The 13,045-nt window shown below is 64.2% G+C and carries 10 protein-coding genes, 1 tRNA gene and 1 riboswitch; of the genes, 4 read left to right on the top strand and 7 right to left on the bottom strand.

What is annotated here, in order from left to right; genetic code table 11:
• Positions 1–252: 252 nt before the first annotated feature.
• From SIDU_RS14420 to SIDU_RS14410, 3 genes are read left to right on the top strand one after another with little or no spacing between them, the layout of a single operon-like run.
• On the top strand, positions 253–489 hold the full coding sequence (locus tag SIDU_RS14420) for a DUF3489 domain-containing protein (protein WP_007686733.1): 237 nt from the start codon (positions 253–255) through the stop codon (positions 487–489).
• A complete protein-coding gene (locus SIDU_RS14415) occupies positions 489–920 on the top strand; it encodes a DUF2924 domain-containing protein (protein ID WP_050983549.1) in 432 nt (143 codons plus the stop codon). The genes SIDU_RS14420 and SIDU_RS14415 overlap by 1 nt, the downstream gene beginning before the upstream one ends.
• Complete coding sequence (locus SIDU_RS14410) at positions 917–2,554, top strand: recombinase family protein (RefSeq protein ID WP_007686730.1); 1,638 nt, start codon at positions 917–919, stop codon at positions 2,552–2,554. Before SIDU_RS14415 ends, SIDU_RS14410 begins: the two co-directional genes overlap by 4 nt.
• Before the next feature lie 201 nt (positions 2,555–2,755).
• On the opposite strand, the gene SIDU_RS14405 is transcribed toward SIDU_RS14410, so the two are convergent.
• Positions 2,756–2,842: transfer RNA gene (locus tag SIDU_RS14405), tRNA-Leu, on the bottom strand.
• 148 nt (positions 2,843–2,990) lie between these two features.
• Between SIDU_RS14405 and SIDU_RS14400 the strand changes: the two genes are divergently transcribed.
• Complete coding sequence (locus tag SIDU_RS14400; RefSeq protein ID WP_007686728.1) at positions 2,991–3,467, top strand: hypothetical protein; 477 nt, start codon at positions 2,991–2,993, stop codon at positions 3,465–3,467.
• 23 nt (positions 3,468–3,490) lie between these two features.
• On the opposite strand, the gene gltB is transcribed toward SIDU_RS14400, so the two are convergent.
• The 6 genes from gltB to SIDU_RS14370 all read right to left on the bottom strand — a co-directional run bounded on the left by gltB (position 3,491) and on the right by SIDU_RS14370 (position 12,768).
• Complete coding sequence (gene gltB / locus SIDU_RS14395; protein WP_007686726.1) at positions 3,491–8,014, bottom strand: glutamate synthase large subunit; 4,524 nt, start codon at positions 8,012–8,014, stop codon at positions 3,491–3,493.
• 11 nt (positions 8,015–8,025) lie between these two features.
• Complete coding sequence (locus SIDU_RS14390) at positions 8,026–8,613, bottom strand: DUF2059 domain-containing protein (RefSeq protein WP_007686724.1); 588 nt, start codon at positions 8,611–8,613, stop codon at positions 8,026–8,028.
• Positions 8,610–10,061 carry an NAD(P)-dependent oxidoreductase gene (locus SIDU_RS14385; RefSeq protein ID WP_025771319.1) on the bottom strand — a complete coding sequence of 484 codons (1,452 nt, stop codon included), beginning with the start codon at positions 10,059–10,061 and terminating at the stop codon, positions 8,610–8,612. Before SIDU_RS14385 ends, SIDU_RS14390 begins: the two co-directional genes overlap by 4 nt.
• A 166-nt stretch (positions 10,062–10,227) precedes the next feature.
• Positions 10,228–11,037 carry an undecaprenyl-diphosphate phosphatase gene (locus SIDU_RS14380; RefSeq protein ID WP_007686720.1) on the bottom strand — a complete coding sequence of 270 codons (810 nt, stop codon included), beginning with the start codon at positions 11,035–11,037 and terminating at the stop codon, positions 10,228–10,230.
• A gap of 145 nt (positions 11,038–11,182) precedes the next feature.
• A complete protein-coding gene (locus SIDU_RS14375; protein ID WP_025771321.1) occupies positions 11,183–12,109 on the bottom strand; it encodes a complex I NDUFA9 subunit family protein in 927 nt (308 codons plus the stop codon).
• 80 nt (positions 12,110–12,189) lie between these two features.
• Positions 12,190–12,768, bottom strand: a complete 579-nt coding sequence (locus tag SIDU_RS14370) for a TMEM165/GDT1 family protein (RefSeq protein WP_025771323.1) — start codon at positions 12,766–12,768, stop codon at positions 12,190–12,192.
• An 18-nt stretch (positions 12,769–12,786) separates the two neighbouring features.
• Positions 12,787–12,983: riboswitch (yybP-ykoY riboswitch) on the bottom strand.
• Positions 12,984–13,045: the final 62 nt, after the last annotated feature.

The raw sequence follows: 13,045 nt of genomic DNA, 5'->3' as shown, positions 1-13,045 counted from the left end.
CCGATTAGAGGGCGCGAAGCTGACACTTCGGCTCGCTGCCTAGAATGTCCGCTATGCTGATCAACGCTCCTAAAAGAAGCCGTTCCGGTTCGTCGACGAACCCGACATTCCCCTCGACTTCTGTGACACGCCGAGCATTGGTGTTCTCACTGAATCGCAGCCGCTGTGCGGCTGGAGCCCTGACCGATGCAATCGGCAGGGCCTCGGGTGGTGGAAGCGGCGCAGGGCCGCTCCATGTCAGGAGGCCACCCGATGTCCGATACCATCGAAATCAAATCCGCTCCCAAGCAGCACGTCAGCAAGACCGGCCTGGTCCTCGAACTGCTCTCACGAACAGATGGCGCGACGATCGAACAGATCGTGGAGGCAACCGGATGGCTGGCCCACTCGACCCGCGCGGCTCTCACCGGCCTTAGGAAGAAGGGGCATTTCATTACTAGCGAGAAAAGGGAGGGTGCGGGACGTGTGTACCGCGTGGAAGTCGTCTGATGGCCCGTAGGCCCTGCATAACTCTTGAACGGCTTGCCGAGCTACCACGTGAGGGTCTTAAAGTGGAGTGGGCGCGTTACTACGGCGCGCCTGCTCCCAACATGTCAGCTGACCTTCTACGCTTGGGTATCGGCTACAAGTTCCAGGCACAACGGCTGGGCGGGGTCAAACGATCGACCAAGTCGCTGCTACGACAGATTGCGGCAACGCCCAACGAGGATAGGACAACGAAGCCCATGCCACGCAAGTTGACCGTGGGCACCCGGCTGGTACGCGATTGGCATGGGGTCGGCCACACGGTGATCGTGCTCGACGAAGGCTTTGAATATAAAGGGCAACGCTGGAGATCGCTGACCGCTGTGGCCAAGGCGATCACCGGCACGCATTGGAACGGCAATCGCTTTTTCGGGCTGACGGAGCCCAGGAAGTGAAATCGCTGCGCTGCGCGGTCTACACTCGCAAGTCTACTGAAGATGGACTAGAGCAGGAGTTCAACAGCCTCGATGCCCAGCGCGAAGCTTGCGAAGCCTACATCCTGAGCCAACGTCACGAAGGCTGGAGTCTCGTTCCAGGTCACTACGACGACGGCGGCTTCTCTGGGGGCAACATGGAGCGCCCTGATCTCAAGGCATTGCTTGGCGATGTTGACGCGGGGATGGTTGATGTCATCGTCGTCTACAAGGTCGACCGACTGACCCGCAGTCTCGCCGACTTTGCCAAGATCGTCGAACGGCTCGATGCGAAGCAGGCCAGTTTCGTATCGGTGACGCAGGCATTCAACACGACTACCAGCATGGGGCGGCTGACGCTGAACGTCCTGCTGTCGTTTGCCCAGTTCGAGCGCGAAGTCACCGGGGAGCGCATCCGCGACAAGATCGCTGCTTCGAAGAAGAAGGGCCTGTGGATGGGCGGGCCTGTACCGCTCGGCTATGAGGTGGTCGAGCGCAAGCTGGTGCCGGTGCCAGAGGAGGTCGAGCGGGTCAGGACGATCATGCGACGCTACCTCGAGATCCGGTCGGTACCGGCTTTGCTCGAGCAGCTTCGTGCGGAAGGCGTTGTCACCAAGGTGCAGCGCCGAGTGAGCGGCCCCAATCGCGGCGGCATCCCGTTCCGGCGGGGCAGCCTGTTCTATCTGCTCAAGAATCCGGTTTACCGGGGCAAGATTGTCCATAAGGGCAACGTCCATGACGGGGAGCACGAGGCGATTGTGGATGAGGATCTGTGGGAGCGCATCCAGATGCAACTCCGGGAGAAGGCTCCACCGCGTAAGCGGCCCAAGAATGACCGACAGAACGCGCTGCTGGTTGGATTGCTCGTCGATCGACACCAACGGCAGATCGTGCCGACTTATACTACCAAGGGAACTCGCCGTTACGCCTATTACGAGACCCGAAAAGATCTTGCCCGCCCTGCCGATCCGCCGTCGATCCGGTTTACGCAGGGCCTGCTCGACGGGCATGTTTTGCATCACCTTGGAAGGCTGCTCGCCGATGATCATGGCTTGCGTCGGTTGGCGAACTTCGAACAGGCCGACCTGCTCCGCGCCATGTTCGGGGGAGCCAAGCTCCTCGCTGCGCGCCTGACGCAGCCAAGCGATGCACAGGCTGCGCTCCGATCTCTGGTTGCGCTGATCAAGGTGGAGAGCGGCAGTCTGGATCTTATCCTCAACCCCGCCGCTCTTGGGCTCGTCAATCAGCCATGCTGGCGATTCAGCATTCCCCTTCCGGCCCGAAAGCCGTTCCGCGAAGCCAAGCTGAGGATCGATGGCGGAAAGCCGGGAAGGCCCGTGAAAGACGACTTGCTCTCACTGCTGGCTGACGCGCACGCCGTTCTGGACCTTGCCCAATCCAACCCCGAGCTCAGCCTTCACCAGATCGGCAAGCGCGAAGGGCGGTGCCGGACCCATCTCGCTCGTCTGCTGCGCATCGCGTGGCTCAGCCCGCGGATTGTCGAAGCGATCGTCGATGGCTCCCAACCCCGGAATTGCAATCGCCAACTCCTCCTCGCGGCGAACCTGCCGATCGAATGGGCTGAGCAGGAGCGGCTGTTCGGCTTCGCTGCCTGATCGCCCAATCATCAAGCAATCCACAGTGAAGCCGGGTTATTCTTGACAGAGAATCCGGCCGTTTTCGACCCGCCAACCGAGAGCGGAGTCGCGTCTCTGACTTCAGGGCGGAAAGGACGCGCCGCGAAATGCCGCGGAACCGCGCCGCATTTCCCCGGGACGCCCCCGAGGGGGTGAATTTGGTTGGCTTTGAGAACTGAATGGTGCGGTCGAGAAGACTCGAACTTCCACGGCCTTTCGGCCACAACGACCTCAACGTTGCGCGTCTACCAATTCCGCCACGACCGCACATTTTCCGGGAACCGGCGGGGCCGGTGCCTTGGTAGGAGGCGGCCCTTAGCAAAGGCTTTTTCCTCATGCAACAACCGATCTTCATTTGCGTTGTTTTGGGCGGAGAAAGTCGGGGAGCGAGTGAAGGATAGAGGAAGGGTCGCCCATGTCCGCGCGCTTCTGGTTATTTTCATGTGCATGCGCAGGCGCTGCGCTGACCGGCGGTTTCGGCCTTGGCCTGTACGCCACGACGCCGCCCAGATTGGGAACCGAAACCGTGCTGCCGCAGGCGGTCAGCCCCGACGGGGCCGATTACGACATGATGTCGGCCAATCTGGCCGGCCCGGCCGTCGTCCGCTGCGACGGCTGCGGTCCGACGCTGGCCGACCGGCAAATGGCGGCGGACATGGCCGGCTGGGACGGGATGAACGATCCTGTCGTGCGCGATTATGCGGCGCAGGACGATGGAATGACGCCCGACCATGCCGAACCGCCCCGGCCGGTCCGGATGCTGCCTGCCTCCATCGAAAGATTCGCCGATGGGGAGGGCGAAGGCAGTTTCCAACCCGTCAGGATCGCGCGGGCGCCAGACAGCGGAACGTCCGCCGAGGAAGCCCCGGCGGACGCCGCCATGTCCTACTGAACCGGCCCTACTGAACCGGCCGTTTATTCGGCGGCGACCACTTCCGCCGGAGCGTCGCTCAGCGGATGGGAGAGGCGGCTGACCATCTCCTTCGGGCAGACCTGCCAGAAATAACGGCGCCAGCGGTCCCAGTCGTCCAATATGGTGTTCGACCATTTGCTGTCGGTCGCCACCGCATGCTGGGCGATCAGAGACTTCAGCTCCGCTTCCCAATGGGCGCTTTCCAGCCTTTGCCAGAGGATGCTTTCCGGATTGGCGCGGGTCGGGAAGCTGCCGTCCTCGTCCAGGATGAAGGCCATGCCGCCGGTCATGCCCGCGCCGAAATTGGCGCCGGTCCGGCCCAATATGACAGCGGTGCCGCCGGTCATATATTCGCAGCCATTCGCGCCGCAGCCCTCGACCACCACCTGCGCGCCCGAATTGCGGACCGCGAAGCGCTCCCCGGCCTGCCCCGCCGCGAACAGCTTGCCGCTGGTCGCGCCGTAGAGGACGGTGTTGCCGATGATGGTGTTGTCCTTGCTCGACAGCGGGCTGGAGACGGTCGTGCGCACGGTGATGATGCCGCCCGACAGGCCCTTGCCGACATAGTCGTTGGCGTCGCCGAACACCTCCAGCTTGATGCCCTTGCACAGGAATGCGCCCAGCGACTGGCCGGCCGAGCCGCGCAGGCGCACGGTCAGGTGGCCGTCGGCCAGCGTCGACATGCCGAAACGCTCGGTCACGGCGGCCGACAGGCGGGTGCCCACGGCGCGATGCGTGTTACGCACCGTGTAGGTGAGCTGCATCTTCTCGCCCCGTTCGAACACGGCGCGGGCGTCCTTCATCATCTGCGCGTCCAGGCTGTCCGGGACCGGGTTGCGCCATTTGGTCAGGCTGAACCGACGCTGGTCGTCGGGCGCGTCCACCTTGGCGAGGATCGGGTTGAGGTCCAGATCGTCCAGATGCTCGGCGCCGCGATTGACCTGCTTGAGCAATTCGGTCCGCCCGATCACCTCGTCCAGGCTGCGATAGCCGAGGCGGGCGAGGATTTCGCGAACCTCCTCCGCGATGAAGGTCATCAGGTTGATGACCTTTTCCGGCGTGCCGGTGAACTTTTCGCGCAGCCGTTCATCCTGCACGCAGACGCCGACCGGACAGGTGTTGCTGTGGCACTGACGCACCATGATGCAGCCCATGGCGACGAGGCTCAGCGTGCCGATGCCGAATTCCTCCGCGCCCAGGATCGCCGCGATCACGATGTCGCGGCCGGTCTTGAGGCCGCCGTCGGTGCGCAGCTTCACGCGATGGCGCAGGCCGTTGAGGGTCAACACCTGATTGGCTTCGGAAAGGCCCATTTCCCAGGGCGTGCCCGCATATTTCACCGACGTCTGCGGCGAAGCGCCGGTGCCGCCGACATGGCCCGCGACCAGGATGACGTCGGCGTGGGCCTTGGCCACGCCCGCCGCCACCGTGCCGATGCCCGCCTGGCTGACCAGCTTCACGCAGACGCGGGCGCGGGGGTTGATCATCTTGCAGTCGTAGATGAGCTGCGCCAGATCCTCGATGGAGTAGATGTCATGGTGCGGCGGCGGCGAGATCAAAGTCACGCCGGGCGTCGCATGACGCAGCTTCGCGATGAATTCCGTCACCTTGAAGCCGGGCAGCTGGCCGCCCTCGCCGGGCTTGGCGCCCTGGGCCACCTTGATCTCGATTTCCTCGGCGGAACCCAGATATTCGGCATGGACGCCGAAGCGGCCAGACGCGATCTGCTTGATCACGCTGTTCGCATTGTCGCCATTTTCATAGGGCTTGAAGCGATTGGCATCCTCGCCGCCCTCGCCCGACACGGCCTTGGCGCCGATGCGGTTCATGGCGATGGCCAGCGTCTCATGCGCTTCGGGGCTGAGCGCGCCGAGCGACATGCCCGGCGTCACGAAGCGCTTGCGGATTTCCGTGGTCGCCTCGACCTCATCGATGGGCACGGCTTCGCGGGCGAAGTTGAACTCCAAGAGGTCGCGGAGATAGACCGGTGGCAGGTCGCGCACGCCGCGCGAGAATTGCAGATAGGTCGAATAGCTGTCGGTCGCGACCGAGGTCTGCAACAGGTGCATCAGTTGCGCCGAATAGGCATGCGTCTCTCCGCCGTTGCGCTGGCGGTAGAAGCCGCCGACCGGCAGGCGCACGATGGCGCTATCATAGGCGGTGTCGTGGCGCAGCTTCGCGCTATAGTGGAGCGACTGATAGCCCTCGCCCGAAATCTTCGCGGGCATGCCGGGGAACAGGTCGTTGACCAGGGCGCGGGACAGGCCCACCGCTTCGAAATTATAGCCGCCGCGATAGCTGCTGATGACCGCGATGCCCATTTTGGACATGATCTTCAGCAGGCCTTCGTTGATGGCGATGCGATAACGTTCGAAGCAGGCGTCCAGCGTCAGATCGCCGAACAGCCCACGCGCATGGCGGTCGGCGATGCTGGCTTCGGCCAGATAGGCGTTCACCGTGGTCGCGCCGACGCCGATCAGCACCGCGAAATAATGGGTGTCGAGCGCTTCGGCGCAGCGCACGTTGATCGACGCATAGCTGCGCAGGCCCTTGCGGACGAGATGCGTATGCACCGCCGCCGCCGCCAGCACGCCGGCGATGGCGACGCGGTCGGCGTTGACATGCTCGTCGGTCAGGAAGATTTCGGTGCGGCCCTCGCGCACGGCCTGTTCCGCTTCCTCCCGGATGCGGGCGATGGCGGCGCGCAACTGCTCCTGCCCGCCCTCGGCCGGGAAGGTGCAGTCGATCTCGGCCACCGCAGGGCCGAAATGCCCCTTCAGCTTCGCCCATTCGGACGAAGTCAGCACCGGCGAATCCAGCACCAGCACATGGCTGTTCTGCGCGTCCTGCTCCAATATATTGTGCAGGTTGGAGAAGCGCGTCTTCAGGCTCATCACATAGCGTTCCCGCAGCGGATCGATCGGCGGGTTGGTGACCTGGCTGAAATTCTGGCGGAAGAAATGGCTGACCGTGCGCGGCTTGTCGGAAATGACGGCCAGCGGCGTGTCGTCGCCCATGGAGCCGACAGCTTCCTTCGCATCCTCGACCATGGGGGCGAGGATCAGCTCCATATCCTCCAGCGTCATGTTGGCCGCGACCTGACGGCGGGTAAGTTCGGCCTTGTCCCATGCTGCCAAAGCGCTGGGCTGGTCGGCCAGATCGCCCACCGTCATGAAGTCCTTGATCAGTTCCGAATAGGGGCGCTCGCCCGCAATCTGGTCCTTGATCTCATGATCGTCGTAGATCACGCCTTCGGCCAGGTCGACGGCGATCATCTGGCCCGGACCCATGCGGCCCTTCTTGACGATGGTGGTTTCGGGCACGACGACCATGCCGGTTTCCGAACCCACGATCAGCAGATTGTCGCCGGTCAGCGTATAGCGCAGCGGGCGCAGCGCGTTGCGGTCGACGCCCGCCACGACCCAGCGGCCGTCGGTCATCGCCAGCGCGGCGGGGCCGTCCCACGGCTCCATGACGGAGGCGAGATATTCATACATGTCGACATGGGCCTGCGGCAGTTCGGCGTCGGCCGACTGATACGCTTCGGGGACGAGCATCAGCTTCGCCGTCGGCGCGTCGCGACCGGAGCGGCAGATCGCCTCGAACACGGCGTCGAGCGCAGCGGTGTCGGACGCGCCCGCCGGGATCACGGGCTTGATGTCCTCCGACTGCTCGCCGAAGGCAAGGCTGGCCATCTTGATCTCGTGGCTCTTCATCCAGTTCTTGTTGCCGCGAATGGTGTTGATCTCACCATTATGCGCCAGCGTGCGGAAGGGCTGGGCCAGCCACCATTGCGGGAAGGTGTTGGTCGAATAGCGCTGGTGGAAGATCGCCACCCGGCTCTCGAACCGCTCGTCCTGCAGGTCGGGATAGAAGACCGACAGCGATTCCGCGAGGAACAGCCCCTTGTAGATGATCGAGCGGCAGGAGAGCGAGCAGATGTAGAAATCCTGGATCTGCGCGGCGATCACCTTCTTCTCGATCCGGCGGCGGATGAGGTAGAGATCCTTTTCGAATTCGGCCTGGTCGCGTTCCTCCGGCATGGGACCGGCGATCATGATCTGCTCGATTTCGGGGCGGGTGCGCTGCGCCTTCTCCCCGATGACGGAGACGTCGACGGGCACCTGACGCCAGCCATAGATGGTGTAGCCCGCGTCGATGATCTCCGCCTCGACGATGGTGCGGCAGGTTTCCTGCGCGCTGAGATCCGTGCGCGGCAGGAAGATCATGCCGACGGCGAGGCGGTTGGGCAACGGCTTGTGGCCGGAATCGGCGATGGCGTCGTCGAAGAAGCGCACCGGCAGGTCGACATGGATGCCCGCGCCGTCGCCGGTCTTACCGTCTGCGTCGACCGCGCCGCGGTGCCAGACGGCCTTGAGCGCGTCGATGGCGCTGGCGACGACGCGGCGGCTGGGACGGCCGTCCGTGGCGGCGACCAGACCGACGCCGCAGGCGTCGCCTTCAAATTCAGGGCGATACATGCCTTCGGAGGCGAGGCGGAGGCGTTCGGATTCCATATGGTCCATGTGCTTACCTTTCAGGACGCGGCGGACATTGCCGCCCTCATCCGTGCATCAATCTTGGGCTGAGCCTGCTGCATGAACAGGCCCATTTCTTTGGCGAGAACAGGGCGGAGGATCCCAGACCGGACGCTTTCTTTTCGCCCTGTAGCAGACGTCATGTAGCGGTTGATGGCTGCGGCATGCTGTGCTGGGGGCACGATCCGGCCAGTTCCGTTCTTAACAGCTTCCTGCATGGCGGTGGTGAACGCCTGCCCTGCCGGCGATGTCCAGAATATGGCGGCTTCCCGCAACTCTTCCTCAGAGAAGTTCTGGATATAATCCGCCTCAATCAGGTGCAGCATTTTTGGAATGCCGGTCGTCCTTAATTGTTGCGAAAGCTCCGCCTTGCCAGCCGCCTTGGCTCGGTTTTTCCGAGCCTCTTGGTCGGCCGTCATCGTTCTGCCAACGGAAGCACGCGTCACGCCAGCATCAAACTGCGCATCCCACTGAGCAAGCGCGTCAGCGATGGCACGCTCCGGCTGAAACGTCGCCTGCGCAATTTGCGTTGCCGAAGATTGCGCAGCAGTGGAAGCTGCGGCCAGCATGATGAGACATGCGATCACGCCGCTTGCCTTTCCCCGGCCGCTGCCTTGGCCTTCGCCTTCAGATAGCGGTGCATATGTTCGGTCACGTCGCGGCCGTCGCGGATCGCCCAGACCACCAGCGAAGCGCCGCGCACGATGTCGCCTGCCGCGAACACGCCGTCCATGCTGGTCATCATCGTCTTGTGATCGACGCGCAGCGTGCCCCAGCGGGTGACGGACAGGTCGTCCGCGCCGAACAGCCTGGGCAGTTCCTCCGGATCGTAACCCAGCGCCTTGATGACCAGATCGGCTTCCAGCGTATGCTCCGTGCCTGGATCGGGTTCCGGGGCGCGGCGGCCGGATGCGTCGGGCTGGCCAAGGCGCATCTTCGTCACCTTGACGCCGGTGACATGTTCCGTGCCCTCGAAGGCAATGGGGGCGGAGAGCCAGACGAATTCCACGCCCTCCTCTTCGGCATTGGCGACTTCGCGCTGCGAGCCGGGCATATTGTCGCGGTCGCGGCGGTAGAGGCATTTGACCGAGGTCGCGCCCTGGCGGATCGCGGTGCGGACGCAGTCCATCGCGGTGTCGCCGCCGCCGATGACGACGACCTTCTTGCCGTTGGCGTGCAGCGAGCCGTCCTCATGTTCCGGCACGGCGTCGCCGAAACCGGCCTTGTTGGAGGCGATGAGGAAGTCGAGCGCCTTGACCACGCCCGGCGCGCCGACGCCCGGCGCCTTGATGTCGCGGGGCTTGTAGACGCCGGTCGCGATCAGGATGGCGTCGTGGCGGCTGCGCAGTTCCTCCATGCTGGCGTCGCGACCGACCTCGAAGCTTTCGTGGAAGACGATGCCGCCGTCCTTGAGGCGCTGGACGCGGCGCATGACCACGTCCTTCTCCAGCTTGAAGCCGGGGATGCCGTAGGTCAGCAGGCCGCCCGCGCGGTCGTGCCGGTCGTAGACATGCACTTCATAGCCCGCGACGCGCAGATATTCCGCCGTGGTGAGGCCCGCCGGACCCGCCCCGATGACGCCGACCGACTGGCCCAGCGGCGCGCCGGGGACGAGCGGTTCGACCCAACCTTCCTTCCAGGCGGTGTCGGTGATGAATTTTTCGACCGAGCCGATGGTGACGGAGCCGTGGCCGGAAAATTCGATGACGCAATTGCCCTCGCACAGCCGGTCCTGCGGGCAGATGCGGCCGCAGATTTCGGGCATGGTGCTGGTCAGGTTGCTGAGTTCATAGGCTTCGCGCAGGCGGCCCTCGGCGGTGAGGCGCAGCCAGTCGGGAATATGGTTGTGCAGCGGGCAGTGGGTCGAGCAATAGGGCACCCCGCATTGCGAGCAGCGCGACGCCTGTTCCTCCGCCTTGTCGAGGATGAAGCTGCGGCTGATTTCGAGGAAGTCGTCGGCGCGATCGTCGGCCGAACGTTTCTCGGGATAGGCCTGGCCCGTTCCCACGAATTTCAGCATTGGATTGTCTGCCATGGTGAGTCCCTGAAATGGATTTGCAGGGGTGCCCATAGCAGAAAGACCCGCAGAGTCACGTGGATTCTGCGATTTAAGTCAGTATAATTGACCTATTTTCAGGGAAAAGCCGTCGGAATTTTGCAGGGACTGAAATAATCTTGCGCTAAAAAGGTCCGTTTCGGCCTTACCTGAGGGAAAGCCATGCCAATGCCGCGATTCCCGCGACGATTCGATACCAGGCGAAGGGCGCGAAGCCATGGCGCGACACCAGCCCCACAAACCATCTGATCACCAGCAGCGCGACGATGAAGGAGACGATGAAGCCCAGCACGATGCTGCCCCAGCCGACCGTGGCGGAAGTCAGCTTGTCGCCGTTTTTCAGCAGTTCCAGCGTGGTTGCCCCCAACATGGTCGGGATGGCTAGGAAGAAGCTGAATTCCGCCGCCGTGCGCCGCTCCACGCCCAGGGTCAGCGCGCCCATGATGGTCGCGCCCGACCGGCTGATGCCGGGGATCATGGCGAGGCACTGGATGAAGCCGATGCCGACCACCCGGACGAAGGGAATGTCGGCGATACCGTGGAAGCGGTTTTCCTTCACCATCCGCTCGATCCCCAGGATCGCGATGCCGCCCGCGATTAGCGCCCAGGCGACAACCCTTGGCGCGCCCAGCAATTCCTCGATATAATTGTGGAGCGCCAGGCCGATCACCGCCGCCGGGATGACGGCGACCAGCAGGTTGCGCAGGAAGCGCCAGCTTGTCGGTTCCCGGCGCAGCAGGCCCATGCCGACCGCCCAGAAGGTCCGCCAGTAGAGCACCACCACCGCCAGGATCGCGCCCAACTGGATGACGACGTTGAACATCGCCCAGGTGGATGCGTCATAGCCCAGCAATTCGCTGGCCAGGATCAGGTGGCCGGTCGAGGATACGGGCAGGAATTCGGTCAGCCCCTCGACGATGCCGAGCAGGATGACTGTCAGATAATGCAGGTCCATTTGTGGGTCCGGTCCTTATCGGCGGGCAAAGACAAGCCCTCCCCCGGACGGGAGAGGGCGGAAGGCAAACTCATTGTGCAGGCGCGAAGGGACGAGGCAAGCCATTGCCGCACGGCCGGTCGCGCTCCGTTGCCGGTCCAGCCTGTCAGGCTTGGACCCGCCCTGCGAAGCGGCCGTGCTTGCGGTAGCGGACCAGCCATTTTTCCGCGACCGCGGGCATGGGCGTGGGCGCGACGCCAAGGTCCGCCAGACCCTTCGCGCCGGGGGCGGCGACATTGTCCCTGCCCAGCATGGCCAACTGGTCCCGCGTGATCGGCCCGCCCGGCAGCAGGGCGATCAGCGAGGCGATGGAGGCGGGAACCGGGCACAGGCTGCGTTCCCGGCCGATGGCCTTGGCGATCCAGGCGTTGAGTTCCAGCATCGAATAGGTTTGCGGCCCGCCCAGTTCATAGGTCTTGCCGCCGTGCAGGCCGGGATTTTCGGCCGCGTTGGCGATGGCCTGCGCCACGTCGGCGACATAGACGGGCTGGAATCTGGTGTTCGCGCCGATCACCGGCACCACCGGGGCAAGGCGGATGATTTCGGCGAATCGGTTGAGGAACTGGTCCTCCGGTCCGAAGACGATCGACGGGCGGATAATGGTGGCGGTTGGGAAAGCGGCCTTGACCGCTTCCTCGCCCGCCGCCTTCGACCGGCCATAGGCGGACGGGCTTTGCGCGTCGGCGCCGATGGCGGAGATGTGGACCAGCGCCCTGACGCCCGCTGCCGCCGCCGCCTTCGCGACATTGGCCGCGCCGTCATGGTGCGACCCTTCGAAATCGCCGGAGAGCACGCCGACCAGATTGATGACGATGTCGCTGCCGACAATGGCGCGGGCGACGCTTTCTGGCTTGCGGATGTCGGCGGCGACGAACTGGGTCTGGCCGAGCGCGCCCAGCGGCTTCACGCGCAGGGCGGTCGCCAGGTCGCGCTGGGCCACGCGCACGCGCGCGCCGCGCGCCATCAGCGCTTGCGCAACCTGCCTGCCCAGAAAGCCGCCGCCGCCGAACACCGTAACCAGACTGTCCTTCATCACGCGTCCCATGCCTATCCGTTCAAAGGGAATGACTCTTGGCCGTTCCCTTGCAACAGCCGCCGCCCGCTGACAACTATTTACCCTATCCAGCCCTGCAAATCAGCAATCATCCACAGGCCGAGGGTCAGGAACAGCAGGGCCGCCCCGATCTGAAGGGCGCGCATCGGCACCTTCCGCGCCAGCGCGCCGCCGAACAGCACGGCAGGCACATTGGCGATCATCATGCCCAGCGTCGTGCCTGCCGTGACCGCGAGGATATTGTCGAAGCGGGCGCCCAGCATCACGGTCGCCACCTGCGTCTTGTCGCCCATCTCCACCAGGAAGAAGGCGATCAGGGTGGTCATGAACACGCCCGCCTTCGACGGCGCCTTGAGCGGTTCGTCCTCGTCGAACTTGTCGGGGATCAGCGTCCAGACGGCCATGGCGATGAAGCTGGCGGCGACGGCGTAGCGGAACCAGGGCTGGGTCAGCGCGCCCGCGACCGAATGGCCGACAAGCGCGGCGAGGAAATGGTTGGCGAGCGTCGCGGCCAATATGCCGAGGATGATCGGCGCCGGCTTGCGGAAGCGGGTGGCAAGCAGCATCGCCAGCAATTGCGTCTTGTCCCCCATTTCCGCGAGCGCGACGAGGGCGGTGGAGGTGAAAAATGCTTCCATCGGGGTCTGTCCGGGCCGGGCGAAGGTGAAGACGCAATGCCACCATCCCCTCCCGCCCGGCCGGACGGAGAAGATGATGCCATTGGTCTCGCCCGATGCGGATAGGACGTCGAACCGCCCCTCGCATCCCGCCCGCCATGGCCTCTCGGCCAAATATGTTGACGAACGGCCCGTTCCGTCAGGAACGGCTGGCTACTCCCCAGATGACGCAGCGGCCTTTAGGATAATCGGGCGGGCGGGGCAAGGCCTGTCGGACATCTTGCCCCGCATCGCCATG

The organism is Sphingobium indicum B90A, from assembly GCF_000264945.2.
GTDB classification, from domain to species: Bacteria; Pseudomonadota; Alphaproteobacteria; order Sphingomonadales; family Sphingomonadaceae; genus Sphingobium; species Sphingobium indicum.
Note: the sequence above shows the minus strand (reverse complement) of the source record. Positions and strands in the feature narration are given on the sequence as shown.

Bases quoted from the DNA above. Each gene is read 5' to 3' on its own strand.
- SIDU_RS14420 (WP_007686733.1), top strand. From the start codon at position 253: ATGTCCGATACCATCGAAATCAAATCCGCTCCCAAGCAGCACGTCAGC.
- SIDU_RS14415 (WP_050983549.1), top strand. From the start codon at position 489: ATGGCCCGTAGGCCCTGCATAACTCTTGAACGGCTTGCCGAGCTACCA.
- SIDU_RS14400 (WP_007686728.1), top strand. From the start codon at position 2,991: ATGTCCGCGCGCTTCTGGTTATTTTCATGTGCATGCGCAGGCGCTGCG.
- gltB (WP_007686726.1), bottom strand. From the start codon at position 8,014: ATGGACCATATGGAATCCGAACGCCTCCGCCTCGCCTCCGAAGGCATG.
- SIDU_RS14385 (WP_025771319.1), bottom strand. From the start codon at position 10,061: ATGGCAGACAATCCAATGCTGAAATTCGTGGGAACGGGCCAGGCCTAT.
- SIDU_RS14380 (WP_007686720.1), bottom strand. From the start codon at position 11,037: ATGGACCTGCATTATCTGACAGTCATCCTGCTCGGCATCGTCGAGGGG.
- SIDU_RS14375 (WP_025771321.1), bottom strand. From the start codon at position 12,109: ATGAAGGACAGTCTGGTTACGGTGTTCGGCGGCGGCGGCTTTCTGGGC.
- SIDU_RS14370 (WP_025771323.1), bottom strand. From the start codon at position 12,768: ATGGAAGCATTTTTCACCTCCACCGCCCTCGTCGCGCTCGCGGAAATG.